Genomic DNA, 24,794 nt, shown 5'->3' with positions numbered 1-24,794 from the left:
TCTAGGCCTTAATCCTGTCGAGCCAGTCGGCGACCTGCGCGGCGATGGCCCTGAAAGGCTCCGCCGCCGGACCGTCGCCCGCGGCAGGCGGTTCGCCGGCATCGCTCGCCTCGCGGATGGCGAGGGTCAGCGGGATGCGGCCGAGGAACGGGATGCCGGCGTTCGCCGCGACGTCCTCCACCCCGCCGCGCCCGAACGGGTCGCTCACCTCTCCGCAGTGGGGGCAAGTATAGCCCGACATGTTCTCGACCAGCCCGATCACCGGGACCGGACCCTTGGCGAACAGCTCGGCCGCGCGTTGCGCGTCGATCAGCGCGAGATCCTGCGGGGTAGAGACGATCACCGCGCCCGCAGGACGGTGCTTTTGCAGCATGGTGATCTGCACGTCGCCGGTGCCTGGCGGCAGGTCGAGGAGCAGCACCTCGACATCGCCCCAGTGCGCATCGACGAGCTGGCCGAGCGCGCCCGAGGCCATCGGCCCGCGCCACGCCAGCGCCTTGCCGGGCTCCACCAGGTGCCCCATCGACAGCATCCGCACCCCGAAACGGCTCTCCACCGGAACGAGCTTTTCGCCCTCTGCGGTCGGCTTGCTGCCCTCGGTGTCGAGCAGGGTCGGCTGGCTCGGGCCATAGATGTCGGCATCGACGAGGCCGACCTTGCGGCCCATCCGCACCAGCGCGACCGCTAGATTGGCGGTGAGCGTCGACTTGCCGACGCCGCCCTTGCCCGACCCCACCGCGATGATGACGGGCCCGACGGGAGCAGGCGCCTCGGGCGCCTTGTCGGCCATCACCGCGACGCGAACCTCGCTCACTCCGTCAGCACCGCCGAGCAGATCATTGACCGCCGCTTCGAGGTCGGTGCGGCCCTGCGGGTTGAAACCCGATCCGTCGAGGATGGCGGTGACGACGCCGTCGCGCACCTTCAGCGACCGCACGCGCGCCGCAATCGTTTGGGGCAGGCGGGCCAGAAGCGCGTCGTCGTTCATATACGCGTGCGCCCTAGCAGCAAATTCGGGCCTGCAACCCCTGTTTTTCCGCGTCCGGCTTCCTATAAGTGGCGCATGGATATGAAGGATGGGCCAGAGGATGGTTCGGAACGCGTGATCGGCCTCGCGATGGCTGCAAAGAGCCCGTGGGGCGGCGGGAAGAAGCCGGGCGACGAGCCCGAGCCCGACGTTCCCGCCGACGACGAGCCGCCCGCGCCCACCGAAGAGGAACCCGCCGCGAGCAAACCGCGCACCGTGAAACCGAAGGCGGACAAGCCCACGTCGGACAAACCATCCGGCGAGCCGCCCAAGGGCCCGCGCAATCCGTGGCTGCCGCCGTCGGACGAAACGCGCCGCTCGGCCAGCATCGAGGATATCTTCAAGAACCGCGGCCCCGAAGGTCCGCGCCGCAGCGGCGGCGGGGGCGGTGGCCCGAACTTTCGCCTGCCCCAGCGCCCCGGCGGCAAGAGCTGGTTCCCGCTCGCGATCGGCGCGATCGTGGCGGTGTGGCTGGGCGTGTCGATGGTCCACCAGGTCGGCCCCAAGGAAGAAGGCATCGTCACCACCTTCGGCAAGTATTCGCGCACCCTGACCCCGGGCCTCAACACCACGCTGCCGTGGCCGATCCAGCAGGTCGATATCGAGGAAGTCAGCCAGTTCCGCGACGAACAGTTCCCCGAAGGAACCGCACAGAAACTGATGCTGACGGGTGACCAGAACCTCGTCGACCTGTCGTACAACGTGCGCTGGTCGATCAAGGACCTCAAGCAGTTCCGCTTCCAGCTCGCCGATCCCGAAGGCACGCTGCGCGACGTATCCGAGGCGGCCATGCGCGCGTCGGTCGCGACCAAGAAGCTCGACGACGTGTTGTCGGGCTCGGGCCGTGCCGATATCGAAGGCGCGGTGATGGCGCGGATGCAGGGCATCCTCGACGCCTATCGCTCGGGCATCGCGATCCAGGGCGTGCAGATCCGCAAGACCGACCCGCCCAAGGAAGTCGAGGAGGCGTTCAAGGACGTGTCCGCCGCGCAGCAGGATGCCGACGCGGAGATCAACCGGGCAGAGGCGTACGCCCAACAGATCCTCGCCCGCGCGCAAGGTGACGCGGCGAGCTTCGACAAGATCTACGAGCAGTACAAGCTCGCCCCCGAGGTGACCCGTCGTCGCCTCTATTACGAGACCATGGAACGCGTGCTGCGCAATAACGACAAGACGGTCGTCGAAACCAACGGCGTCCAGACCTACCTGCCGCTTCCCGAACTCAAGCGGCGCGCGGATACCGCCAACCCGCCTGCGGGAGGCCAGTGATGGACACCCTCTGGGATACCTACAAAACCACGATCATCGCGGTCGCGCTCGCCCTCGTGGCGGCGTGGTCGAGCATGGTCGTCGTGCCCGAGACGCAGGAAGCGGTGATCATCCAGGCGGGTCGCCCCGACCGGGTCGCGAACCGCTTCCAGCCCGACGCGCCTTATGGCGAAACCGGCGCGGGCATCATCTTCCGCTTGCCGTTCTACGAGCGGGTCGAGCGGATCGACAAGCGCGTGCTGAGCGTCGACATGGAGACGCAGACCGTCCTGTCGACCGACCAGTTGCGGCTCAACGTCGATGCCTATGCCCGCTACCGCATCATCGATCCGGTCAAGATGGTCCAGACCGCCGGCACGCTCGTCACGGTCGAAAGCCAGCTGTCGCAGATTCTCTCCTCGGTCGTTCGGCAGGAGCTCGGTCGGCGCAGCTTCGCTTCGTTGCTCACCGCGGAACGCGGCACCACGATGAGCAACATTACCCGCAAGCTCGATGCGCAGGCGCGCAAGTACGGCGCGCAGGTGATCGACGTGCGGATCAAGCAGGCCGACCTGCCCGACGGCAGCCCGCTTACGTCCGCCTTCAAGCGGATGGAATCGGCGCGCGCGCAGGAGGCCGCGACGCTTCGCGCGCAAGGGCAGAAGAACGCGCAGATCATCCGCGCCGAGGCCGACGCGCAGGCCGCGAAGATCTACGCCGAAGCCTATGGCAAGGACCCGCAATTCTACGACTTCTACCGTGCCATGCAGAGCTATGACGCCACCTTCGCGCCCGACGGCAAGTCGTCGAGTTCGATCATCCTGTCGCCCGACAACGAGTATCTGCGGCAGTTTCGCGGGGCTCGCTGACGACTACGGCTGTGTTCAAACGCGGTTAAGCCCCTGGAGCGAGAATCCGCGCCCGGGGGACCGCAAGACGAATTACTTTACGAAGAGGACCCAACGCGCGTGCGATATTCCTATGGATTGACCTCTGCGCTGCTGCTCGGCGGCGCTGCCCTTTCGCTGGTGACCGGATTTCCGGCGGGCGCGCAGGTCGCGCAGAACGATGAAGGCCAGATGGCCCGCGTCGTGCCCCGCGCCGGGGCACCGGAAAGCTTTGCCGACCTGACCGCGCAGCTCCAGCCCGCGGTCGTCAACATCTCGACCCGCCAGCGGGTGCAGGTCCAGCAGGGCGGCAACCCCTTCGCCGGCACGCCGTTCGAGGGCCTGTTCGGCAATCGCGGCGGCAATGGCGCCCAGCCGCAGACGCGCGAGGCGCAGTCGCTCGGCTCGGGCTTCATCATCTCGGCCGACGGCTATGTCGTCACCAACAATCACGTCATCGCGCCGCAGGGCCGCGGCGAGGTGGAGGCGATTACCGTAACCCTGACCGACGGCACCGAGCTGCCCGCCAAACTGATCGGCAACGACGCTTCCTCCGACCTGGCGGTGCTCAAGATCGAGCGGCGCGAGCCTTTCCCGTTCGTGAAGTTCGGCGATTCGCGCCAGGCCCGCGTGGGCGACTGGGTGATCGCGATCGGCAACCCGTTCGCGCTCGGCGGCACGGTCACCTCGGGCATCGTCTCGGCGGTCTACCGCAACACCGGTTCGGGCGGCGCGTACGATCGCTACCTGCAGACCGACGCGAGCATCAACCGGGGCAATTCGGGCGGTCCGCTGTTCGACATGCAGGGCAACGTGATCGGCATCAACAACGCGATCTTCTCCCCCTCGGGCGGCAGCGTGGGCATCGGCTTCGCGATCCCCGCCGAGATCGCCGCGCCGATCGTGGACAAGCTGCGCACGGGCCAGGAAATCGCCCGCGGCTACCTCGGTATCCAGATCCAGCCGGTCAACGGCGACCTCGCCGACAGCCTCGACCTGCCGCAGAACCGCGGCGAGTTCGTCCAGTCGGTCGAGCCGGGCCAGGCCGCCGACCAGGCCGGCATCAAGCCGGGCGACGTGGTGACCAAGGTCAACGGCAAGGATGTGACGAGCGACCAGACGCTGTCGTTCATCGTCGCCAATATCGCGCCGGGTACGCGCATCCCGATCGAGCTCTATCGCGAAGGGCAGCGCCGCACCGTCACCGCGACCGTCGGCAAGCGCCCGAGCGAGGAAGAGCTTGCGCAGGCGCAACGGTTCAACAACGACGGCGCGCAAGGGCAGGACGATCGCCCGACGCCCGACGCCAGCAGCGGCGAGGCACTGGCACAAAGCCTGGGGCTGCAAGTGACGCCGCTGACCGCGCGCTACGCCCAGCAGCTCGGCGTCGCGACCGATACCGCCGGGCTAGTGATCCTGGGTGTCGATGCCAATGCGGATGCGGGTCAGAAGGGCCTGCAAGCGGGCGACATCGTCGTCACCGCGAACTACCGCCCGGTCAACGCGGTCGCCGATCTCGAGAGTATCGTCTCGCAGGCGAAATCGGCGGGGCGCGAAAGTGTGCTGCTGCGCATCCAGCGGCGCGGCCGCCCGCTGACCTACGTGCCGGTACGTCTGCGCTGACCTGACACAGGCTAGCCTGACAAAGGAAGACCCCGCCCGGCGCAGGCCACGGCGGGGTTTTTCGTGAAGTCGGTCTCAGGCCGCGCGCTTGAGCAGGCGACGGATCCAGTGGGGGATGAGCTTCGCCGGTCCTACAGGCTCGGGCGGAGGGGCATTCTCGACCTCAACCAGCGCGGCGGGTTCCACGCCCAGCAGAGCGGCCATCGCGCCCGATAGCGGGCGCGCGAATCGCACCCCGGCGGACCGAGGTTCGGTCCACATCACCATGCCGGTGACCTTGCGCCCGGGACCGAATTCCATGTGAACTGTCGAGCCGACCGGCACGTAGAGTCCATCCGAGATGCGGATGCGGCACCCGGTCTTCGACACGTCGATCACTGTCGCGCGATGCGGACTGGCGGGGACGCGGCAAATCGTCGACATGCCGGATTCGATCCGTTCGTGCGCGCGGCGGTCGCGCGGATCGCTCGATGCGCGCGGGTGGTCCGGTTCGTCGGTAGCAAGTCTGCAAGGCATGCTGTCGGCCATGATGGTTGCTTCAATCGCCGCGCGGCTTGTTGCGTTCGACCAGATGATCGAACACCGCCGGGTGCAGCGGCCGTTCGAAGCGGAAGCCCGCGTCGGTCCGGCCCGCCCAGCGCAATTCGGCGCCGAGCGGCTCCAGCCCGCCCAGGTTCACTTCGAACCCCGTCGAATCGAGCACCGCATTATGGCCCAGCTCGGCACTGAAGCCCGCCGTCGACAGATCGACGATGTCGACCGTCATGCGCGATCCCCGGTCCGATTCCAGCGTTCCGCGCATTTCGGTCGGCTTGCGCACTGCATCGCGGCGCTCTTTCTTGCTGTCAGTCAGCATCGTTCGCTTGATCCCATGAGAGGAGATGAAGAACGACCTTGTTGTTATTCCGCTGTTCTGGGCGAAATGTATTTACATAATCTTAGTGCGCGAATGGGCGCAAAACCGGCCAAGTAAAACCGGTCAATTCATCGGGCGCGGCGCCGGGTTGGATTGCGGCGGTAGCGCGGTCTGGCGCGGTCGCGGCTGCGCCGGTGGCGGTGCCGGCGCTGCGGGCCGCTGGCCGGTGGCCCGGTCCAGGAAATCGTCGCTCGCCGCCTGCGAATCCTCCTCGCCGGGATAGCGCCGGTCGGGCTGCTCGCCTTCGACCGGGAACGGATCTTCCCCTGTGCCCTGGCCAGGTGCAGGACGCTGCGGTTCGACCAGGTTGCCCTGTTCGTCGATATAGTAATACTCGTCCGGGTTGCCCTCGAACATGTACTCTTCGTCGGGTTCGAGCTGCCAGTCGGGCAGCTTGAGGTCGGTTTCGAATTCTTCGACCGGACGGTTCTTCACCGCGAACCGCATGTATGCGGCAAATGCACGCGCGGGGGCGGTGCCGCCCTGCAGGCCGGGCACGGCCTTGGCATCGTCGCGGCCCATCCATACCCCGGTGGTGATCCCGCTCGAGAAGCCGAGGAACCAGCCGTCCTTGTTGGACGTGGTCGTGCCGGTCTTGCCCGCGACTGGCCGTCCGATCTGCGCGGCCCGGCCCGTGCCGGTGCTGACGGCGGTCTGGAGAAGATCGGTCATGCCCGCCGCCACGTAATCGGGCACCAGGCGGGTCGGGTTGCGCGCTTCGTGCTGGTAAAGCAGTTCGCCGTCGGTCGTCGTGACCTTGACGATGCCGAACGGCTCGAGGCTGATCCCGCCCGACGACACGCTGGCGAACGCGCGGGTCATGTCGATCACGCGGGTTTCCGAGGATCCGAGCACCATCGACGGATAGGTCGATATCGGCGTGGTAATGCCGAACCGCCGCGCCATCGAGGCGACGGTGCCGAAGCCGACCTCGTTGCCGAGCTGCGCGGCGACGGTGTTCTTTGAGTACGCAAAGGCGCTGCGCACGTCGATTTCGCCGGCGAACCCGCCGCCGTTGTTGCGCGGGCTCCATCCGTCGATCGTCACGGGCACGTCCTTGACCCGGTCCTCGGGCGTGTACCCGGCCTCGAGCGCGGCGAGGTAGACGAACAGCTTCCATGCCGAACCCGGCTGGCGGACCGCCTCGGTCGCGCGGTTGTAGTTCGAGCTGACGTAGTCGGTCCCGCCGACCATCGCGAGGATTGCCCCGTCGCGGTCCATGCTGACGAGCGCGCCCTGCGATCCACGCGGCACGTTCGACTTGATCGAGGCCGCCGCCGCCTGCTGCATCCCGACGTCGAGCGTGGTCCAGACCTCGATCGGCTCGAACGTCTCGGGCAGCAGGATCTCGAGCTGGGGCAGCGCCCAGTCGGTGAAATAGCGGACCGAGTTCTGGCTCTCGTCCTTCTGCAGTTTGACCGTGCCCGGATCGACCGCCGCTTCGCTGGCGCTGATGCGGCCCTGCTCGCGCATGAGCTGGAGCACCACGTTGGCGCGGCCTACCGCCGCATCGACGTCGGCGGTCGGCGAATAGCGGCTGGGCGCCTTGACCAGGCCGGCGATGATCGCCGCCTCGGCCGTCGACAGCTCGGTCGCGTCGTGGCTGAAGAACTTACGGCTGGCGGAATCGACGCCGTAGGCGCCGCCGCCGAAGTAGACCTTGTTGAGGTAGAGCTCGAGGATCTGCTGCTTGGAGAACTTGCTCTCGAGAGCCATCGCCAGCACGATCTCGCGCGCCTTGCGATCGAAGGAGCGGTTGGAATTGAGGAACAGGTTGCGGGCGAGCTGCTGGGTGATCGTGCTGGTGGCCTGCAGCCGCCGGTCGCCGGTAACCCAGACGTAGACCGCGCGGGCAAGGCCGATCGGGTCGACCCCAGGGTGCGAGAAGAAGCGCCGGTCCTCGACCGAGATCATCGCGTCCTTCATCACCTCGGGGATTTCCGAACTCGACAGCCATTTGCCGTAGCTCGGCCCGAGTTCGACGAGCGTGGTGCCGTCGCGCGCGCGCACGACGATCGTCTGACCCGGCGCGGTTGCCTTGAGCGCGCCGTAGCTCGGCAGCGAGCGCGCGGCGAAGATCACCGCGAGGGCGAGGAAGATCACTCCGAGCACGGTCGCCCCGCCGCCCCAGATGAGGCCGCGGCGCAGCCACAGGCGCCAGCCGGTCAGTTCCTCCGCGGGAGCCTTACGGGACTGTTGCCGCCGCTGCTTGTCCGCTGCAGCGCGCCGGCTTCCTCGTTGGGCCATCTAGAGCCACACCCTCACTTCGTTCCGTTGGGTGAGGTGCATAGGGCAGATGTAACCCGGCGTGAACGGCTATTCCTGCGCCTCGCCCTTCGGCGTGAAATCGAGCGAGGCGGAGTTGATGCAATAGCGCAGGCCGCCGGCCTCGCGCGGGCCGTCGGGGAACACGTGGCCGAGGTGCCCGTCGCACTTTGCGCAGGTCACTTCGGTGCGGATCATGCCGTGACTCTCGTCGCGATGCTCGTCGATCGCCCCGCCTTCGGCCGGTGCAGTGAATGCGGGCCAGCCGCAGCCGCTGTTGTACTTGGTGTCGTTGGTGAACAGCAGTTCGCCGCACCCGGCGCAGCGATACTCGCCCTCGGCGTAGTTCTTGTCGTACTTGCCGGTGAACGCCCGCTCGGTGCCCTTCTCGCGCAGGACGTGAAAGCGCTCGGGGCTCAGCTTCTCGCGCCATTCGGCGGCGGTCAGGTTTTTGAAATCGATGGTCATCGGCAGGTCTCCTTGCCGATGGATATGGGGAGCGCGCCCTTTTCCCTCAACCGTCGACCTGGGCATAGTGAACCGGAGGCTGGATCACTTCCATCCGCTCGGTGAGAAGCGGACGGAAGCTCGGGCGGCTCTTGAACACCGCGTACCAGCCGCGCGCTTCCTCATGCCCGGTCCAGTCGATCCCGCCGAGGTAGTCGGCGACCGAGATCTGTGCCGCGGCGGCAAGGTCGGCCAGGCTCATCGTGCTGCCCGCCAGCCAGGCACGCGTCTCGACCAGCCAGTCGACGTATTCGAGGTGTTCGTGCGCCAGCTTCATCGCCTCGCGCAACACGCGGCTGTCGGGTGGCTGGCGCAGGACGAGGCGCTTTTTCATCCGCTCGTGGAGCAGGGGCGCGACGACGTCGCCGTAGAAGTTCTCGTCGAACAGCGCGACCAGCCGGCGGATTTCCGCTCTGTTGGCAGCGGTGCCGTTGATCATCGCCGCCTTGTCGACCGTCTCTTCGAAGAATTCGCAGATCGCCCGGCTGTCGGCGAGGACGATCCCCTTGGCCTTGTCCTCCAGCACCGGGGTCCGCCCGGCAGCATTGAGGCGCCAGAAACCGTCGGACGGTTCCCACGGGTTTTCGCGCCACAGTTCGTAGCCGATGCCCTTCTCGCTCATCAGCAGGCGCACCTTGCGGCTGAACGGGCAAAGGGGGAACTGGTAGAGGCGCCACATGGGCACCGGTCATGCACGAGCGCCGCGCCGGAATCCACCGGTGCGGTAACAATTAAGCGGCGGAAAAGCTCAGTAGCGGCTGCCGGCCACGTCCATCGCGGCGCGCACGCGTTCGGCCATCTCGCGCAGCGCGGGCATCATCGCGCCCATTCCGCCCGCCATCGAACCCATCGCACCCATCATGCGGGGCAGGCTCTCGCGCACCTTGTGCGGCACGTCCTGCGATTCGGGCGAGGCGCGGCGCAGGGTCATGTCGGGATCGACCTCGTCCGGGTTCTCGCCCGCGGCCTGCTTGACCGCGCGCGCCAGCGGGGCGAGCGGCACGTCGAGCAGCGCCTCGCTCGCGGCCGCCATGCCCTCGGCGACGGCGGCCTGCGTGGCGGGATTGCGGAGCGTGTGCTCGATCTCGGCGGCAGACTCCTCCGCGTCCTGCGCCGCGGTGAGCGACGGAGTGACGAGCGCGGTCAGCGCGGCGGTGGCGATCAGGGCACGCATGGCATTGCTCCCGGTTGGTGGAATCACGAACGACCGGAGAGTCTAGGGCCGCGCGCTTGACTCCGAATGAACGAAATCAACGGCCTGCCGCGTCAGAGGCCCGCCGCGTCGAGCAAAAGCAGGCACGGCGGCATCGCGGCGGCGAGCGCCCCGGGAGCGCCCAGCCCCGCCGCTTCGCGCCTGAGGTCGTCCGCCACCTGCTCGCGCGTGCGGCGCGTCTCGTCCATCAGCTGGGCCGATGCGCGGACGAAGAACTCGCGCCCCCGCTCGGCGAGCGGCGGCCAGCCCGCGCCTTGGCCGCGCGCTTGCATCGACGCGCCGAGCGCAAACGCAGCCGAACACTTGAGCGACGTCGCCTGCTGCATGGTAAGCGGTGGCGGAACCGTGGTCTGAGCGGCCGACGGCGCGGCGGTCAGGGAGGAGAGGGCGACGAGGAGCTTGAGCATGGCGCGCCTCTAGCTCGGCCCACCTGAACCGCGCCAGTCCGCATTGACCCAAGCCTGCCCGGGGGCCATCGGGGGGTCAACCAGAGGAGCCTGTCACGATGTTCGATTGCCACCTGTCGATTGCCGGCGAAACACTGTCCGGGGGAGGCCGCGATACGCACCCCGTGCTCAACCCGGCGACCGGCGAAACGGTCGGCCAGGTAACCCACGCGACGACCGCCGACCTCGATGCTGCCCTCGACGCAGCGGCGCGCGGGTTCAAGACGTGGCGCAATACCTCCGCCGACCAGCGCACCGCGATCCTGCTCAAGGCCGCGGGACTAATCCGCGAGCGCGCGGCCGACATTGGCGCGGGCATCACGCGCGAGCAGGGCAAGCCGCTCAAGGAAGCGGTCGGCGAGACGATCTATTGCGCAATGCTGCTCGAATTCTACGCGCAGGAAGTGAAGCGCATCTACGGCCGTACGCTGGTGCGCCCGGGGGGGGCGCGGGTGGAAGTGCAGTACCATCCGGTCGGGCCGGTAGCGGGATTCGCGGCGTGGAACTTCCCCGCGCTCAACGTGATGCGCAAGATCGGCGGCGCGCTCGCGGCGGGGTGCTCGACCATCGTCAAGCCTTCGGAGGAGACCCCCTCCGCCGGGTTCGCGCTGGTGCAGGCGTGCATCGACGCGGGCGTACCGGGCGACGTGGTGCAGTGCGTGTTCGGGGTGCCCGACGCGGTCAGCCGTCACCTGCTCGCCAGCCCGATCATTCGCAAGGTCACCTTTACCGGCTCGACCGCGGTGGGCAAGCACCTCGCCAAGCTTGCCGCCGAGGATCTCAAGATCGCCACGATGGAACTCGGCGGCCACGCGCCGGTGCTGGTGTTCGCCGATGCCGACATCGACAAGGCGCTCGATACGATGACCGCCAATGCCTATCGCAACGCTGGGCAGGTCTGCGTCAGCCCGACCCGCTTCGTGATCGAAGAGCCGGTGTTCGAGCGTTTTCGCGACGGCTTCGTCGAGCGGGTCGGCAAGCTCAAGGTCGGCAACGGCATGGACAAGGACACCGACATGGGGCCGATGGCCTCGCCCCGCGGTCTCGAGCGAATGGAAGGCCTGATCGACGACGCCAAGGGGCGCGGCGGCCAGCTCCTCGCGGGCGGCGAGCGGATCGGCAACCAGGGCTTCTTCCACCAGCCCACCGTGCTGGCCGAAGTGCCGACCGAGGCCGAGATCATGAACGAGGAGCCGTTCGGCCCGGTCGCGATCCTCAACCGCGGCGCGGGGGAGGAGGCGATGATCGCCGAAGCCAACCGGTTGCCCTACGGCCTCGCCGCCTATGCGTGGACGGACAGCCCGGCCCGCCGCCGCCGCCTCGCGGCCGAAGTCGAAACCGGGATGCTGGCGATCGACACCGGTGGCGTCTCGGCGGCCGATGCGCCGTTCGGCGGGGTCAAGTGGTCGGGATACGGCAGTGAGGACGGACGCGAGGGCGTGCTCGCCTGCATGGTGCCGAAGACCGTGCACGAGGGGTGATCGCTGTTGACCGGTGATTTGTCAGGGATATGGCTAGCAAGTAGAAACGCAATCAAGAGGAGAGGGCGATGTATAGCCACATGATGGTCGGTTCGAACGACATCGATCGGTCGAAACGGTTCTACGACGCGACGTTCCAGGCGATCGGCGGGCGCGAAGGGTCGGTCGATCCCAAGGGGCGGCTCCGGTATCTGCATAACGGCGGCGCGTTCTTGGTGACCAAGCCGATCGACGGCGAGGCGGCAACGGCGGGCAACGGCTGCACGATCGGCTTTTCGATGACGCCGGAGCAGGCCGACGCGTGGCACGCCGCGGGCGTCGCCAACGGGGGCACCGCGATCGAGGATCCGCCGGGCGAGCGCCCCGGTTCGGGCATGTACCTCGCCTACCTGCGTGATCCCGACGGCAACAAGCTCTGCGCGCTGCACCGGATCCCGGCCTGACCAGCGCGATGCGCGGCGAGACCGGACTCCGCGCCGACCTCGCCGCGCTCGGCATCGCTTACGCTTCGCACGAGCACATCGCCGTGTTCACCGTCGCCGAGAGCCGCCTGGTCGAGCGTGACTGGCCCGGCGAGGGCACCAAGAACCTGTTCCTGAAGGACACTGCCGGCGCGTTCTGGCTGGTAACCGTCCCGCCCGAGGCCCGGGTCGACCTCAAAGCGCTGCCCGTCGCAATCGGATCGAAGCGCGTGAGCTTCGCCAAGGCCGAGGACATGGAGCGGCTGCTCGGCATCACGCCCGGCTCGGTCACCCCGCTGGCGATGGTCAATGCCGCACCCGGCAGCGTCACGGTCGTCCTCGACGAAGGGCTGGCGGCGGCGGACCGGATGAACGTCCATCCCTTGCGCAACACCGGCACGCTCGGCCTTGCGGGCTGCGACGTATTGCGCCTGCTCCGCCATTGGGGGCATGATCCGGTCGTGGCCGGTATACCGGTCCAGCCGGGGGACTGACGGACCTACCCGTCGACGTCTCGGCGCCGTCCGGCGCACCTGCATAAGCCGAAAGAAAAGCCCCGCCGAATTACTCCGGCGGGGCCAATCTTGTCAGCTGACGAGAGGGCTTATTCCTCGGTCGCAGTGTCCTCGACCGCAGCCTCGTCCGACTGCTGCAGGTAATCGCCTGCATCGGCGTCGGTGCCGTGGGTCTCGCCTTCCATCACCGCCAGCGGATCGTCGCCGATCGCCGCTTCGGGGCCCTGCTCGAGCTCGGCCGCGTGCTCCTCCTCGGCGGTGTTCGCCATGATGAGGTGGTCCTGCGCCTTGCGCCAGGCGGCGCGCAGCGCGGCGTCACGGCTGGAGGCCGCGATGCGCATGCGGTTCATGCCCGCGCCGGTACCCGCCGGGATGAGGCGGCCGACGATGACGTTTTCCTTGAGCCCGATCAGCGAGTCCTTCTTCCCTTCGACCGCCGCCTGCGTGAGCACGCGGGTGGTTTCCTGGAACGAAGCGGCCGAGATGAACGAACGGGTCTGCAGCGATGCCTTGGTGATGCCGAGCAGCACCGGGGTGCCGGTCGCGGGCGTCTTGCCCTTGCCCAGCTTGCTGTTGATCTCGTCCATCTCCTCACGGTCGACCTGCTCGCCCGGCAGCAGCACGGTGTCGCCGCCGCTGGTGATCTCGACCTTCTGCAGCATCTGGCGAACGATCACCTCGATGTGCTTGTCGTTGATCTTCACGCCCTGCAAACGATAGACTTCCTGGATCTCGTTCACGAGATACTCGGCCAGGCTTTCGATCCCCATAACCTCGAGGATATCGTGCGGGTTCGGCGAGCCCGAGATGAGCGTGTCGCCCTTCTTGACGAAGTCGCCTTCCTGAACGTCGATGACCTTGGTCTTCGGGATCAGGTACTCCACCGGATCCCCCTCCTCGGGCACGATCGCGATCTTGCGCTTGGCCTTGTATTCGCGGACGAATTCGACCCGGCCGGAGATCTTGGCGATCACCGAAACGTCCTTCGGCATGCGCGCCTCGAACAGTTCGGCGACGCGCGGCAGACCGCCGGTGATGTCGCGGGTCTTGGCGGCTTCGCGGCTTGCACGGGCGAGAATGTCGCCCGCCTCGACCATCTGGCCGTCCTCGACCGAAAGCGAGGTGCCCGGAGCCAGCATATAGCGCTGGGCTTCGGTTTCTTCGCCCTTCTTGCCCGCTTCCTCGCCCAGCAGGGTCAGGCGCGGACGCAGGTCGTCCTTCTTCTTGCGGCTCGACGCGCGCAACTCGGTCACGACGCGCTGGGCGATGCCCGTCGCATCGTCGACGCGTTCTTCCATGGTCACGCCGTCGACGAGGTCCTGGAAGCGCACGATACCCGACTGTTCGGTGATGATCGGCAGGGTGAACGGATCCCATTCGGCGAGGCGTTCGCCAATCTTCACCTGCGTGCCGTCCTTGTGGATGAGAACGGTACCGTAAGGCACGCGGTGCAGCTCGCGCTCGCGGCCCTCGGCGTCGATCACCACGATCTCGCCGTTGCGGGCAAGGCTGAGGATGCGTCCGCGCTTGTCGATGATGGTCGGCATGTCGCGGTATTCGACACGGCCTTCCGAAATCGCCTCGAGGTGCGAGGTTTCGTTGAGCTGCGCCGCGCCGCCGATGTGAAACGTACGCATGGTGAGCTGGGTGCCCGGCTCGCCGATCGACTGCGCCGCGATGACGCCGACGGCTTCGCCGATGTTCACCGGGGTACCGCGGGCAAGATCGCGCCCGTAGCAGGTGCCGCAGACGCCCTGTTCCGCTTCACAGATCAGCGGCGAACGGATCTTCGCCGACTGCACTTCGGCAGCCTCGATCGACGCGACCATCGGTTCATCCAGCAGCGTGCCCGACTTGACGATGACTTCGCCGGTCTTGGCGTTGACCAAGTCTTCGGCCGTGGTGCGGCCGAGGATGCGCTCCCCGAGCGAGGCGATCACCGAACCGCCCTGCACGATCGCGCGCATTTCCAGCGCCCGTTCGGTACCGCAGTCATCCTGCACGATCACGCAGTCCTGCGACACATCGACGAGGCGGCGGGTCAGGTAACCCGAGTTCGCCGTCTTGAGCGCGGTGTCCGCGAGACCCTTGCGGGCGCCGTGGGTCGAGTTGAAGTATTCAAGAACGGTCAGGCCTTCCTTGAAGTTCGAGATGATCGGGGTCTCGATGATCTCGCCCGAAGGCTTGGCCATCAGGCCGCGCATGCCGGCGAGCTGCTTCATCTGCGCCGGCGAACCGCGCGCACCCGAGTGGCTCATCATGTAGATCGAGTTGATCTGCTTCTCGCGGCCGTTCTCGTCCTTGGGACGCGCGCGGATTTCCTCCATCATCGCGTCGGCCACCTTGTCGCCGGTCCGGCTCCAGGCGTCGATCACCTTGTTGTACTTTTCCTGCTGGGTGATCAGGCCGTCCTGGTACTGCTGCTCGTAGTCCGCGACGAGGGCCTTGGCCTCCTCGATCATCCCTTCCTTGCTGTCGGGGATGATCATGTCGTCCTTGCCGAACGAGATGCCGGCCTTGAACGCGTGGCGGAAGCCCAGCGCCATGATGGCGTCGGCGAACAGCACCGTGTCCTTCTGGCCGGTGTGGCGATAGACCTGGTCGATGACGTCGCCGATCTCCTTCTTGGTGAGGAGACGGTTGATGACCTCGAACGGCACGGTGTGCCGCTTGGGCAGGCATTCGCCGATCAGCATGCGGCCCGGCGTAGTCTCGACACGGAGCATGTACTCCTTGCCCTTCTCGTCCGTCTGCGGAACGCGGCTGACGATCTTCGAGTGCAGCGTGACCGCGCCGACGTGGAGCGCCTGGTGCACTTCGGCCATGTCGGCCAGGATCATGCCTTCGCCGGGCTCACCCTCGCGGTCCATTGAGAGATAATACAGGCCCAACACCATGTCCTGCGAAGGCACGATGATCGGCTTGCCGTTGGCGGGCGAGAGGATGTTGTTGGTCGACATCATCAGCACGCGCGCTTCGAGCTGGGCTTCCAGCGAAAGCGGCACGTGGACGGCCATCTGGTCGCCATCGAAGTCGGCGTTGAACGCCGAGCAGACGAGCGGGTGCAGCTGGATCGCCTTGCCTTCGATGAGGACCGGCTCGAACGCCTGGATGCCGAGGCGGTGAAGCGTCGGCGCGCGGTTCAGGAGAACCGGGTGCTCGCGGATGACTTCGTCGAGGATGTCCCAGACTTCCTTGCGCTCCTTCTCGACCCACTTCTTCGCCTGCTTGAGGGTCATCGACAGACCCTTGGCGTCGAGGCGGGCGTAGATGAACGGCTTGAACAGCTCGAGCGCCATCTTCTTGGGCAGGCCGCACTGGTGCAGCTTGAGTTCCGGCCCGGTCACGATCACCGAACGGCCCGAGTAGTCGACGCGCTTGCCGAGCAGGTTCTGGCGGAAGCGGCCCTGCTTGCCCTTGAGCATGTCGGACAGCGACTTGAGCGGGCGCTTGTTGGCGCCCGTGATCACGCGGCCGCGGCGGCCGTTGTCGAACAGCGCGTCGACAGCCTCCTGCAGCATGCGCTTTTCGTTGCGGACGATGATGTCCGGCGCGCGCAGCTCGATCAGGCGCTTCAGGCGGTTGTTGCGGTTGATCACGCGGCGGTAGAGGTCGTTGAGATCCGACGTCGCGAAGCGGCCGCCGTCGAGCGGCACCAGCGGGCGCAGTTCGGGCGGGATGACCGGGATCACCTCGAGGATCATCCATTCCGGCTTGTTGCCCGAATCGATGAAGCTCTCGACGACTTTGAGGCGCTTGATGATCTTCTTGGGCTTGAGCGTCGACTTGGTAGTCTCGAGCTCCTCGAGCAGCGCATCGCGCTCACCCACGAGGTCGAGATCCATCAACATGGTCTTGACCGCTTCGGCGCCGATCGCGGCGCTGAACGCGTCTTCGCCGTACTCGTCCTGCGCGTCGAGCAGCTCGTCCTCGGTGAGGGTCTGGAACTTCTCGAGCGGGGTGAGGCCGGGCTCGGTGACGATGTAGGCTTCGAAGTAGAGCACGCGCTCGAGCTGCTTCAGCTGCATGTCGAGCAGCAGGCCGATGCGGCTCGGCAGCGACTTCAGGAACCAGATGTGCGCGACGGGAGCGGCGAGCTCGATGTGGCCCATGCGCTCGCGGCGGACCTTGGTCACGGTCACCTCGACGCCGCACTTCTCGCAGACGACGCCCTTGTACTTCATGCGCTTGTACTTGCCGCACAGGCACTCGTAGTCCTTCACCGGACCGAAGATCCGCGCGCAGAACAGGCCGTCGCGTTCGGGCTTGAACGTGCGGTAGTTGATCGTTTCGGGCTTCTTGATCTCGCCGAACGACCAGCTGCGAATGCGCTCGGGCGACGCGATGCCGATCTGGATCTGGTCGAAGGTTTCGGGCTTCGCGATCTGATTGGTGAATTTGGACAGTTCGTTCATGTCTGTAGTCCCTTACGGGTGAATTCGTTGGTGCGGCGATGGGATGGGGGCCGAAGCCCCCGCCCTGTCACTCCGCCGCGATCGCCGTCATGCCGTCGTCGTCATCGCTGTCGAGCGATGAGAGTTCGACGTTGAGGCCGAGGCTGCGCATTTCCTTCACGAGCACGTTGAAGCTCTCCGGGATACCGGCCTCGAACGTGTCGTCGCCCTTGACGATCGCTTCGTAGACCTTCTGGCGGCCGACCACGTCGTCCGACTTCACGGTGAGCATTTCCTGCAGCGTGTAGGCGGCGCCGTAGGCCTGGAGTGCCCAGACCTCCATTTCGCCGAAGCGCTGGCCGCCGAACTGCGCCTTGCCGCCCAGCGGCTGCTGGGTGACGAGGCTGTACGGCCCGATCGAACGCGCGTGGATCTTGTCGTCGACCAAGTGGTGGAGCTTCAGCATGTAGATGTAACCCACGGTCACCTGCCGGTCGAACGCGTCGCCGGAGCGGCCGTCGAACAGCGTCACCTGGCCCGACGTGGGCAAGCCCGCCTTCTCGAGCATCGCCGAAACGTCTGCTTCGCGCGCACCGTCGAACACCGGGGTGCCGAACGGAACGCCGTTCTTAAGCGTGCCCGCCATTTCGACGATGTCGGCGGCCGATCGGCTTTCGATGTCGGCGTGGTACTGCTCGCCGTAGACGTCCTTCAGCTTCTCGATCACCGCGGTCGGCGCTGCCGCCGCCTTGGGATCGGGATTGGCCTCGCGCCACTCCTCGAGCGCTGCAGTGACCTGCTGGCCGAGGCCGCGGGCCGCGAGACCGAGGTGCGTTTCGAAGATCTGCCCGACGTTCATGCGGCTCGGCACGCCCAGCGGGTTGAGCACGATGTCGACCGGAGTGCCGTCTTCCATGAACGGCATGTCCTCGGCCGGCAGGATGCGCGAAATGACACCCTTGTTGCCGTGGCGGCCGGCCATTTTGTCGCCCGGTTGCAGCTTGCGCTTCACCGCGACGAAGACCTTGACCATCTTGAGCACGCCCGGGGCAAGCTCGTCACCCCGTTCCAGCTTCTCGCGGCGGTCCTCGAACCTGTCTTCGATGACCTTCACGGCCTCGTCGTACTGGCCCTTGATCGCTTCGATCTGCTGCTGGCGACCATCGTCGGCGACCGCGAACTTGAACCACTCGAAGCGTTCGACGCCCTCGAGCAGGTCGTCGGTGATCGTCTCGCCCTTCTTGATGCCCTTCGGCGCGGCCGAAGCGACCTGGCCGACGAGCATGTCCTTCAGGCGGTTGTAGGTCGCGCGGTTGAGGATCGCCCGCTCGTCCTGGCTGTCCTTGCGGAGCGCCTCGATCTCCTGGTTCTGGATCGCGCGGGTCCGGTCGTCGATCTCGATACCGTGCCGGTTGAACACGCGCACGTCGACGATCGTCCCGGTGGTGCCTGGCGGCAGGCGGAGCGAGGTGTCGCGCACGTCGCTGGCCTTTTCACCGAAGATCGCGCGGAGGAGCTTTTCCTCGGGCGTCATCGGGCTTTCGCCCTTCGGCGTGATCTTGCCGACGAGGATGTCGCCCGGGTGCACTTCGGCACCGATGTAGACGATCCCCGCCTCGTCGAGGTTGCGCAGGGCTTCTTCGCCGACGTTCGGGATGTCGCGGGTGATGTCCTCGGGCCCGAGCTTGGTGTCGCGGGCCATGACCTCGAATTCCTCGATGTGGATCGAGGTGAACACGTCGTCCTTCACGATGCGTTCGGAGATCAGGATCGAGTCTTCGTAGTTGTAGCCGTTCCACGGCATGAACGCGACGAGGCTGTTCCGACCGAGTGCGAGTTCGCCGTATTCGGTCGAGGGACCGTCGGCGATGATGTCACCCTGCTCGACCACGTCACCCACCTTCACCAGCGGACGCTGGTTGATGCAGGTCGACTGGTTCGAACGCTCGAACTTCTGCAGGCGGTAGATGTCGACACCCGACTGGCCGGGTTCGACATCGCCCACCGCGCGGATAACGATGCGGGTCGCGTCGACCTGGTCGACGACGCCGCCGCGACCGGCGGTGATCGCCGCGCCCGAATCGCGCGCCACGGTCTCTTCCATGCCGGTGCCCACGAACGGCGCTTCGGCGCGGACGAGCGGCACGGCCTGGCGCTGCATGTTCGAACCCATCAGCGCGCGGTTCGCGTCGTCGTTCTCGAGGAACGGGATCAGCGAGGCGGCCACGGAGACGAGCTGCTTGGGCGAAACGTCCATCAACGTGATCTGCTCGTTCGGGAGCATCACGAACTCGCCGCTCTGGCGGGCCGAGACGAGGTCTTCCACGAACACGCCGTCGTCGGTCGTTTCGGCCGAAGCCTGCGCCACCGCGTGCTTCTGCTCTTCCATCGCCGACAGGTAGACGACGTCGCCCGAAACCTTGCCGTCCTTCACCAGGCGGTAGGGAGTCTCGATGAAGCCGTACTTGTTGACGCGTGCGAAGGTGGACAGCGAGTTGATCAGGCCGATGTTCGGGCCTTCCGGCGTTTCGATCGGGCAGATGCGGCCATAGTGCGTCGGGTGAACGTCGCGCACTTCGAAGCCGGCGCGCTCACGGGTGAGACCGCCCGGCCCGAGCGCCGAGACGCGGCGCTTGTGCGTCACTTCCGACAGCGGGTTGGTCTGGTCCATGAACTGCGAGAGCTGGCTGGAACCGAAGAACTCGCGCACCGCGGCCACGGCGGGCTTCGCGTTGATGAGGTCGTTCGGCATCACGGTCGACACGTCGACCGAGCTCATGCGCTCCTTCACGGCGCGCTCCATGCGGAGCAGGCCGACCCGGTACTGGTTCTCGAGCAGTTCGCCGACCGAGCGGACGCGGCGGTTGCCGAGGTTGTCGATGTCGTCGACTTCGCCCTTGCCGTCCTTCAGGCCGACCAGCTCCTTGACCACCGCGAGGATGTCTTCCTTGCGCAGGGTCGTCACGGTGTCCTCGGCGTCGAGGCCGAGGCGCATGTTGAGCTTCACGCGGCCCACGGCCGACAGGTCGTAGCGCTCGCCGTCGAAGAACAGGCCCTCGAACAGCGCTTCAGCAGTTTCCTTGGTCGGCGGTTCGCCGGGGCGCATGACCTTGTAAATCGCCTCAAGGCCTTCCTCGCGGTTCTCGGCCTTGTCGACCTTGAGCGTGTTGCGGATCCACGGGCCGGTGTTGACGTCGTCGATGTCGAGCAGGTCGAGCCGGTCGACGCCCGCCTTGTCGAGCATCTCGAGGTTTTCCGGCGACACTTCGTCGCCCGCCTCGATCCAGATACGACCGGTCTTCTCGTCGATCATGTCGCTGGCGGCGAAACGACCGAAGATTTCCTCGGTCGGGATCAGCAGCGCCTCGAGACCATCCTTGGCGGCCTTGTTCGCGGCACGCGGGCTGATCTTCTGGCCGGCGGGGAACACTTCCTCGCCGGTCTTGGCATCGACCAGCGCGAACGCCGGCTTGGTGCCGCGCCAGGCGTCGGCGGCGAAGGGAACCTTCCAGCCGTCCTTCGCGCGCTCCCACGAGGCGGTCTCGTAGAAGTGATGCAGGATCTCCTCGCTATCGAGGCCGAGGGCATAGAGCAGCGCGGTGACCGGCAGCTTGCGCTTACGGTCGATACGGACGTTGACGATGTCCTTGGCGTCGAACTCGAAGTCGAGCCACGAGCCGCGGTAAGGAATCACGCGCGCGGCGAACAGCAGCTTGCCCGAGGAGTGGGTCTTGCCGCGGTCATGGTCGAACAGCACACCCGGCGAACGGTGCATCTGCGAGACGATCACGCGCTCGGTACCGTTGATGATGAAGGTGCCGTTGTCCGTCATCAGCGGCATGTCGCCCATGTAGACGTCTTGCTCCTTGATATCGAGGACGCTGCGGGTCTCGGTCTCGGTATCCACCTCGAACACGATCAGGCGCAGGGTGACCTTCATCGGCGCGGCATAGGTGATGCCCCGCTGGCGGCACTCGGTGGTGTCGTACTTCGGGTCTTCCAGCTCGTAGTGGACGAAGTCGAGCTCGGCGGTGCCGGCGAAGTCGCGGATCGGGAACACGCTGCGAAGGGTCTTCTCCAGGCCCGAGACGTAGCCGGTGCTCTTGTCCGAACGCAGGAACTGCTCGTACGATTCGCGCTGAACCTCGATCAGGTTCGGCATCTGCACGACTTCGTGGATGTCGCCGAAGATGCGGCGGATGCGCTTCTTCGCGGTGCCGGTCTGCTTGCCACGGGTGGGAGCCGGGTTCTTCGACCCGGAGTTCGCCTTCGTTGCCATGGAGGAGTATCGCCTCTGTAATGTGCCGCGCGAAGGCGGCGTGCCGTCAAATCTCGTGCGCGGGCGAGAATCGCAGGACGCAAAAAGACGCAGGCCAGGCGCACCGATCCCGGTGGCTGCTGCGTTTCGTGCATCGCGATTATGAAATCGCCGCTTCCATCCTGGGTCCGTCGCCGCGCATCGCCGGACCGTGCTCGAAGCGAGCGGTCAGGCGGCCATATAGGGAGCGCGATCCGCCAAGTCAAACGCGGCGGCAGCCGATTCGGGCGTCGACTCGCATCAGCCGATCACGGTCACGCCAGATTTCTCGTTATTCAATCAGTCGCTTATCGTTTTTCGATATTTATCGATTGACGATATGTGGGGTTCTGTTTATCGATAATCGGCATCAGCCTTATTGGAGAACGAGAAATGACCCGCACCGCCAACAACATCTTCGCCACCGCCGCCGCCTTGCTGCTGACGGTCGTCACCTTCCAGCAGACAGTGACCGTCCCGGCCCAGGCCGCGCCGATCGCCACCGCACAGCTCGCCTGATCCCGCCGCGACAACAGGGGAGAAACGCCATGTCCATTCGTCCCAGGGACCCGCTGCTCGCGATCGCCAAGGCCATTATCTGGTTCTTCACGGGAGCTTTCGCTCTCGCTGCCGGACTGGTCGCCTGCGCGATTCCGTTCGTCATCGTCATGCAGGATCGGGTCCTCGCCGAACTGAAGTCCGAAGGCATGACCGCAGACGGCGGAACGATCGGCGCGATACTCTTGCTGCTGGCGTCTGTAGCCGCACTGCTCGGCTTGATGGTCTGGTTCCTCATCAACCTGCGCCGCATCGTCGACAGCGTCCGCGACGGTGACCCGTTCGCACCCATCAACGCCGACCGCCTGGCTCGCATGGGCTGGATAGCGGTGGGCGGACAGCTCGCCGCGATCCCGCTCGGCGCGATGGCGCTCTATCTCGAAAGCACGATCGGGGACGCGAACGACAAGGCCCACGTCAACACCGACTTCGGTTTCGACGGTGGCGGCATCCTGCTGATCCTCGTCCTGTTCATCCTCGCCCGCGTGTTCCGTCTCGGCGCCGCGATGCGCGAAGACCTCGAAGGGACCGTGTGATGCCTGCAGAAGAAGGAACCAGCATCGTGGTCACGCTCGACGACCTGCTCCACGCCCGCCGCATGACGCTCACCGAACTGGCCGAGCGCGTCGGGCTCACCCTCGCCAACCTGTCGATCCTCAAGACCGGCAAGGCCAAGGCGATCCGCTTCTCGACCCTCGAGGCGATCTGCCGCGAACTCCAATGCCAGCCGGGCGACCTCCTCGCCTACAAGGCGGCCCCCTGACCCCCCGACCCGGGCCGGACTTCCCGTCCCCAACCCCCACCGACCCGGGACGACAAGACCCGCTGGACCCGCCCCGCAAGGCTGGTCCGGCGGGAACCTTGTCCAATTGTGGCGATTTAGTGGCAATCCTTTTCGGAGATTAAGTGATGAAGAAGATTGCCCTTATCGCCGCCCTGCCGTTCGCGCTGGGTCTCGCCGCCTGTGGCGACAGCACCCCGGACGCCGCCGATGGCGACATGACCGCAGCCGAGGCCACCGACGATGCGATGGCCGCCGACACCAGCGCCGTCGCCCCGACCGACGGCACTCCGGCCGCCAACGCGACCGCCGGCATGACCGCCGCTCAGCAGGCCGAAATGGCTGACGAGACCGCCGAAGACCTCGAAGAGCGTGCCGACCGCATCGAGGATACCAACGAGGCCGAAGCCGACCGTCTCGAAGCCGAGGCCAAGCGTCTGCAGGAAGAGCGCGACGCCAAGCGTTGATCGCTTCATCCGAAGTCCGTCGGGGTTGACTCCCCGCGACTTTGCTCTAGAGGCCCGCCCCGTCCGGCGGGCCTCTTCGTTTGTGCGAAAGGTGCGCGGGACGTCCGTCCGAGACAGTTGGTGGTCGGGATCTGCCCGACCTTAATGTCCAGCCTAGACGGGGAAACGAGATTCTTTCGGGCCCGGCCATGCGCCGCCGCCCGCTTCGGTGTTTCGGCGCCGCTCCTTCCCCATCGATGGACTCGCCCACGGCACTCCGGTGTCCGTGGCCCCTGTTCCCGCAGGGGAAGCAACGTGAGCCGGTCCTGCGAAGGCAGGGCCATATTGAAGGAGCAAGGCATGGATCGTTCGCAGAAAGCCGAATCGGTCGCCGAGCTGAGCAAGGTCTTCAACGAGGTCGGCGTGGTGGTTGTCACCCGCAACCTCGGCATGTCGGTGGGTCAGTCCACCGACCTGCGCATGAAGATGCGCGACGCCGGTGCGACCTACAAGGTAGCGAAGAACCGTCTGGCCAAGCTGGCAGTCAATGACACCCCCTATGCGGGCCTCGGTGATTACCTCACCGGTCCCACGGGCCTCGCCTGGTCGACCGACCCGGTGGCGGCGGCGAAGGCCGCGGTGGATTTCGCCAAGACGAACGACAAGCTCGAAATCGTCGGCGGATCGATGGGCAGCCAGGTGCTCGACGCGGAAGGGATCAAGGCGCTTGCCTCGATGCCGAGCCTCGACGAGCTGCGTGCCAAGCTGATCGGCCTCGTCAACGCGCCGGCGACCAAGGTCGTCCAGCTCGTCAACGCGCCCGCCAGCAAGCTTGCCCGCGTCTTCGGCGCCTATGCCGCCAAAGACGCTGCGTAAGCGGTTTTTCCTGAAGCAACTTTTCTCGGGGCATCTATCCGCCCCGGCCCAATTTGGAGTGAAACATCATGGCCGATATCGCCAAGCTTGTTGAAGAACTGTCGAAGCTGACCGTCCTCGAAGCCGCCGACCTCGCGAAGGCGCTCGAAGAAGCGTGGGGCGTCAGCGCCGCCGCTGCGGTTGCCGTTGCCGCCCCCGCGGGTGGCGAAGCTGCCCCGGCTGCTGAAGAGCAGACCGAATTCGACGTCATCCTGACCGGTGACGGTGGCAAGAAGATCCAGGTGATCAAGGAAGTCCGCGCCATCACCGGCCTGGGCCTGACCGAAGCCAAGACCCTCGTCGAGAGCGCCCCGAAGGCGGTCAAGGAAGGCGTCAACAAGGCTGAAGCCGAAGAGATCAAGAAGAAGATCGAGGAAGCCGGCGGCACCGTCGAGCTCAAGTAAGCCTGTCGACGCGGCACTGCCGCGTCAGGTTCACGAGCCTCGTCTCTTCGCGAGACACAAGAGGTCGGTCCCGTTCGGGGCCGCCCTTTTTCGTACGCTGCGCCGGATCAGGTACGGTGAAGTTTTCCAAGCGTCCCGACCGAGAATTTGATAGGGGCTGCCATAACGGTTCACCCCGCGTTGCGACGGGCTACTCAATGACGAGAATCGAAATCGGGGCGCCAAAGCGGTCTTGGAGGTTCCGTTGGCGAAAATCATTGTGGCATCGATACTGGTAATCGGCGGGTTGGCCGTCATGCGTTATGCGCGGGGACCTGCCACGATCTTCGGATTTGTCATGTTGCTGGCCGGCATCGTCGGCGGCGTGTCGCTCTACCTCACTCCCGCACCGTAGGCATGCGGCACCTCGG

The 24,794-nt window shown here is 66.2% G+C and carries 23 protein-coding genes; 13 read left to right on the top strand and 10 right to left on the bottom strand.

Annotated features, from left to right (window positions below):
- Position 1: 1 nt before the first annotated feature.
- Entirely contained in the window at positions 2-988 is a 987-nt protein-coding gene (locus ACWPMX_RS14160; RefSeq protein WP_455700637.1) for an Mrp/NBP35 family ATP-binding protein, read from the bottom strand.
- A gap of 75 nt (positions 989-1,063) precedes the next feature.
- On the opposite strand from ACWPMX_RS14160, the gene hflK reads away from it, so the two are divergent.
- From hflK to ACWPMX_RS14145, 3 genes are all read left to right on the top strand, one after another.
- A complete protein-coding gene (hflK, locus tag ACWPMX_RS14155) occupies positions 1,064-2,296 on the top strand; it encodes an FtsH protease activity modulator HflK (RefSeq protein WP_455700636.1) in 1,233 nt (410 codons plus the stop codon).
- Entirely contained in the window at positions 2,296-3,144 is an 849-nt protein-coding gene (gene hflC / locus ACWPMX_RS14150) for a protease modulator HflC (protein WP_455700635.1), read from the top strand. The genes hflK and hflC overlap by 1 nt, the downstream gene beginning before the upstream one ends.
- A 99-nt stretch (positions 3,145-3,243) precedes the next feature.
- Positions 3,244-4,785 carry a Do family serine endopeptidase gene (locus tag ACWPMX_RS14145; protein ID WP_455700634.1) on the top strand — a complete coding sequence of 514 codons (1,542 nt, stop codon included), beginning with the start codon at positions 3,244-3,246 and terminating at the stop codon, positions 4,783-4,785.
- Positions 4,786-4,860: 75 nt separating this feature from the next.
- On the opposite strand, the gene ACWPMX_RS14140 is transcribed toward ACWPMX_RS14145, so the two are convergent.
- The 7 genes from ACWPMX_RS14140 to ACWPMX_RS14110 all read right to left on the bottom strand — a co-directional run bounded on the left by ACWPMX_RS14140 (position 4,861) and on the right by ACWPMX_RS14110 (position 10,093).
- Entirely contained in the window at positions 4,861-5,313 is a 453-nt protein-coding gene (locus ACWPMX_RS14140) for a PilZ domain-containing protein (RefSeq protein ID WP_455700633.1), read from the bottom strand.
- Between the two features lie 10 nt (positions 5,314-5,323).
- Entirely contained in the window at positions 5,324-5,641 is a 318-nt protein-coding gene (locus ACWPMX_RS14135) for a hypothetical protein (protein WP_455700632.1), read from the bottom strand.
- 123 nt (positions 5,642-5,764) lie between these two features.
- Positions 5,765-7,948: a transglycosylase domain-containing protein gene (locus ACWPMX_RS14130; RefSeq protein ID WP_455700631.1), complete on the bottom strand. Its 2,184-nt coding sequence runs from the start codon at positions 7,946-7,948 to the stop codon at positions 5,765-5,767.
- Positions 7,949-8,017: 69 nt separating this feature from the next.
- The gene (gene msrB, locus ACWPMX_RS14125) at positions 8,018-8,434 is read right to left on the bottom strand and encodes a peptide-methionine (R)-S-oxide reductase MsrB (RefSeq protein ID WP_455700630.1); all 417 of its coding nucleotides are present in this window, start codon (positions 8,432-8,434) and stop codon (positions 8,018-8,020) included.
- 46 nt (positions 8,435-8,480) lie between these two features.
- Positions 8,481-9,152 carry a glutathione S-transferase family protein gene (locus ACWPMX_RS14120; RefSeq protein WP_455700800.1) on the bottom strand — a complete coding sequence of 224 codons (672 nt, stop codon included), beginning with the start codon at positions 9,150-9,152 and terminating at the stop codon, positions 8,481-8,483.
- A gap of 69 nt (positions 9,153-9,221) precedes the next feature.
- A complete protein-coding gene (locus tag ACWPMX_RS14115; RefSeq protein WP_455700629.1) occupies positions 9,222-9,647 on the bottom strand; it encodes a hypothetical protein in 426 nt (141 codons plus the stop codon).
- A gap of 92 nt (positions 9,648-9,739) precedes the next feature.
- The gene (locus ACWPMX_RS14110) at positions 9,740-10,093 is read right to left on the bottom strand and encodes a hypothetical protein (RefSeq protein ID WP_455700628.1); all 354 of its coding nucleotides are present in this window, start codon (positions 10,091-10,093) and stop codon (positions 9,740-9,742) included.
- A 98-nt stretch (positions 10,094-10,191) separates the two neighbouring features.
- Here ACWPMX_RS14110 and ACWPMX_RS14105 point away from each other — a divergent pair, with 98 nt between their 5' ends.
- The 3 genes from ACWPMX_RS14105 (at position 10,192) to ACWPMX_RS14095 (ending at position 12,568) form a co-directional block, all read left to right on the top strand.
- Positions 10,192-11,613 carry an NAD-dependent succinate-semialdehyde dehydrogenase gene (locus ACWPMX_RS14105; RefSeq protein WP_455700627.1) on the top strand — a complete coding sequence of 474 codons (1,422 nt, stop codon included), beginning with the start codon at positions 10,192-10,194 and terminating at the stop codon, positions 11,611-11,613.
- Positions 11,614-11,681: 68 nt separating this feature from the next.
- Complete coding sequence (locus tag ACWPMX_RS14100) at positions 11,682-12,056, top strand: VOC family protein (RefSeq protein WP_455700626.1); 375 nt, start codon at positions 11,682-11,684, stop codon at positions 12,054-12,056.
- An 8-nt stretch (positions 12,057-12,064) separates the two neighbouring features.
- Positions 12,065-12,568, top strand: coding sequence for a prolyl-tRNA synthetase associated domain-containing protein (locus ACWPMX_RS14095; protein ID WP_455700625.1), 504 nt, complete (start codon positions 12,065-12,067; stop codon positions 12,566-12,568).
- 110 nt (positions 12,569-12,678) lie between these two features.
- Here ACWPMX_RS14095 and rpoC read toward each other — a convergent pair whose 3' ends face one another.
- Together rpoC and rpoB are read right to left on the bottom strand one after the other, a co-directional pair.
- The gene (gene rpoC, locus ACWPMX_RS14090) at positions 12,679-17,004 is read right to left on the bottom strand and encodes a DNA-directed RNA polymerase subunit beta' (protein WP_455700624.1); all 4,326 of its coding nucleotides are present in this window, start codon (positions 17,002-17,004) and stop codon (positions 12,679-12,681) included.
- A 67-nt stretch (positions 17,005-17,071) separates the two neighbouring features.
- Entirely contained in the window at positions 17,072-21,262 is a 4,191-nt protein-coding gene (rpoB, locus tag ACWPMX_RS14085) for a DNA-directed RNA polymerase subunit beta (protein WP_455700623.1), read from the bottom strand.
- Between the two features lie 411 nt (positions 21,263-21,673).
- Here rpoB and ACWPMX_RS14080 point away from each other — a divergent pair, with 411 nt between their 5' ends.
- The 7 genes from ACWPMX_RS14080 to ACWPMX_RS14050 all read left to right on the top strand — a co-directional run bounded on the left by ACWPMX_RS14080 (position 21,674) and on the right by ACWPMX_RS14050 (position 24,778).
- Positions 21,674-21,799 (top strand): hypothetical protein, encoded by a 126-nt coding sequence (locus ACWPMX_RS14080; protein WP_455700622.1) that lies wholly within the window; start codon positions 21,674-21,676, stop codon positions 21,797-21,799.
- Between the two features lie 29 nt (positions 21,800-21,828).
- Positions 21,829-22,374, top strand: coding sequence for a DUF2975 domain-containing protein (locus ACWPMX_RS14075; RefSeq protein WP_455700621.1), 546 nt, complete (start codon positions 21,829-21,831; stop codon positions 22,372-22,374).
- Complete coding sequence (locus ACWPMX_RS14070; RefSeq protein ID WP_455700620.1) at positions 22,374-22,601, top strand: helix-turn-helix domain-containing protein; 228 nt, start codon at positions 22,374-22,376, stop codon at positions 22,599-22,601. The genes ACWPMX_RS14075 and ACWPMX_RS14070 overlap by 1 nt, the downstream gene beginning before the upstream one ends.
- Positions 22,602-22,747: 146 nt before the next feature.
- Positions 22,748-23,086 carry a hypothetical protein gene (locus tag ACWPMX_RS14065; protein ID WP_455700619.1) on the top strand — a complete coding sequence of 113 codons (339 nt, stop codon included), beginning with the start codon at positions 22,748-22,750 and terminating at the stop codon, positions 23,084-23,086.
- A 339-nt stretch (positions 23,087-23,425) separates the two neighbouring features.
- Positions 23,426-23,941 (top strand): 50S ribosomal protein L10, encoded by a 516-nt coding sequence (gene rplJ / locus ACWPMX_RS14060; RefSeq protein ID WP_455700618.1) that lies wholly within the window; start codon positions 23,426-23,428, stop codon positions 23,939-23,941.
- Positions 23,942-24,009: 68 nt separating this feature from the next.
- Positions 24,010-24,384, top strand: coding sequence for a 50S ribosomal protein L7/L12 (gene rplL, locus ACWPMX_RS14055; RefSeq protein ID WP_455700617.1), 375 nt, complete (start codon positions 24,010-24,012; stop codon positions 24,382-24,384).
- A 244-nt stretch (positions 24,385-24,628) separates the two neighbouring features.
- Complete coding sequence (locus ACWPMX_RS14050; RefSeq protein ID WP_455700616.1) at positions 24,629-24,778, top strand: hypothetical protein; 150 nt, start codon at positions 24,629-24,631, stop codon at positions 24,776-24,778.
- Positions 24,779-24,794 lie beyond the last annotated feature (16 nt).

This window comes from Tsuneonella sp. HG094, assembly GCF_053819285.1.
This window is presented reverse-complemented; position numbering and strand designations above follow the sequence as displayed.

Coding starts and splice junctions, on each gene's coding strand:
- ACWPMX_RS14160 (WP_455700637.1), bottom strand. CDS start 988: ATGAACGACGACGCGCTTCTGGCCCGCCTGCCCCAAACGATTGCGGCG.
- hflK (WP_455700636.1), top strand. CDS start 1,064: ATGGATATGAAGGATGGGCCAGAGGATGGTTCGGAACGCGTGATCGGC.
- hflC (WP_455700635.1), top strand. CDS start 2,296: ATGGACACCCTCTGGGATACCTACAAAACCACGATCATCGCGGTCGCG.
- ACWPMX_RS14140 (WP_455700633.1), bottom strand. CDS start 5,313: ATGGCCGACAGCATGCCTTGCAGACTTGCTACCGACGAACCGGACCAC.
- ACWPMX_RS14135 (WP_455700632.1), bottom strand. CDS start 5,641: ATGCTGACTGACAGCAAGAAAGAGCGCCGCGATGCAGTGCGCAAGCCG.
- ACWPMX_RS14130 (WP_455700631.1), bottom strand. CDS start 7,948: ATGGCCCAACGAGGAAGCCGGCGCGCTGCAGCGGACAAGCAGCGGCGG.
- msrB (WP_455700630.1), bottom strand. CDS start 8,434: ATGACCATCGATTTCAAAAACCTGACCGCCGCCGAATGGCGCGAGAAG.
- ACWPMX_RS14120 (WP_455700800.1), bottom strand. CDS start 9,152: ATGTGGCGCCTCTACCAGTTCCCCCTTTGCCCGTTCAGCCGCAAGGTG.
- ACWPMX_RS14115 (WP_455700629.1), bottom strand. CDS start 9,647: ATGCGTGCCCTGATCGCCACCGCCGCGCTGACCGCGCTCGTCACTCCG.
- ACWPMX_RS14110 (WP_455700628.1), bottom strand. CDS start 10,093: ATGCTCAAGCTCCTCGTCGCCCTCTCCTCCCTGACCGCCGCGCCGTCG.
- ACWPMX_RS14105 (WP_455700627.1), top strand. CDS start 10,192: ATGTTCGATTGCCACCTGTCGATTGCCGGCGAAACACTGTCCGGGGGA.
- ACWPMX_RS14100 (WP_455700626.1), top strand. CDS start 11,682: ATGTATAGCCACATGATGGTCGGTTCGAACGACATCGATCGGTCGAAA.
- ACWPMX_RS14095 (WP_455700625.1), top strand. CDS start 12,065: ATGCGCGGCGAGACCGGACTCCGCGCCGACCTCGCCGCGCTCGGCATC.
- rpoC (WP_455700624.1), bottom strand. CDS start 17,004: ATGAACGAACTGTCCAAATTCACCAATCAGATCGCGAAGCCCGAAACC.
- rpoB (WP_455700623.1), bottom strand. CDS start 21,262: ATGGCAACGAAGGCGAACTCCGGGTCGAAGAACCCGGCTCCCACCCGT.
- ACWPMX_RS14080 (WP_455700622.1), top strand. CDS start 21,674: ATGACCCGCACCGCCAACAACATCTTCGCCACCGCCGCCGCCTTGCTG.
- ACWPMX_RS14075 (WP_455700621.1), top strand. CDS start 21,829: ATGTCCATTCGTCCCAGGGACCCGCTGCTCGCGATCGCCAAGGCCATT.
- ACWPMX_RS14070 (WP_455700620.1), top strand. CDS start 22,374: ATGCCTGCAGAAGAAGGAACCAGCATCGTGGTCACGCTCGACGACCTG.
- ACWPMX_RS14065 (WP_455700619.1), top strand. CDS start 22,748: ATGAAGAAGATTGCCCTTATCGCCGCCCTGCCGTTCGCGCTGGGTCTC.
- rplJ (WP_455700618.1), top strand. CDS start 23,426: ATGGATCGTTCGCAGAAAGCCGAATCGGTCGCCGAGCTGAGCAAGGTC.
- rplL (WP_455700617.1), top strand. CDS start 24,010: ATGGCCGATATCGCCAAGCTTGTTGAAGAACTGTCGAAGCTGACCGTC.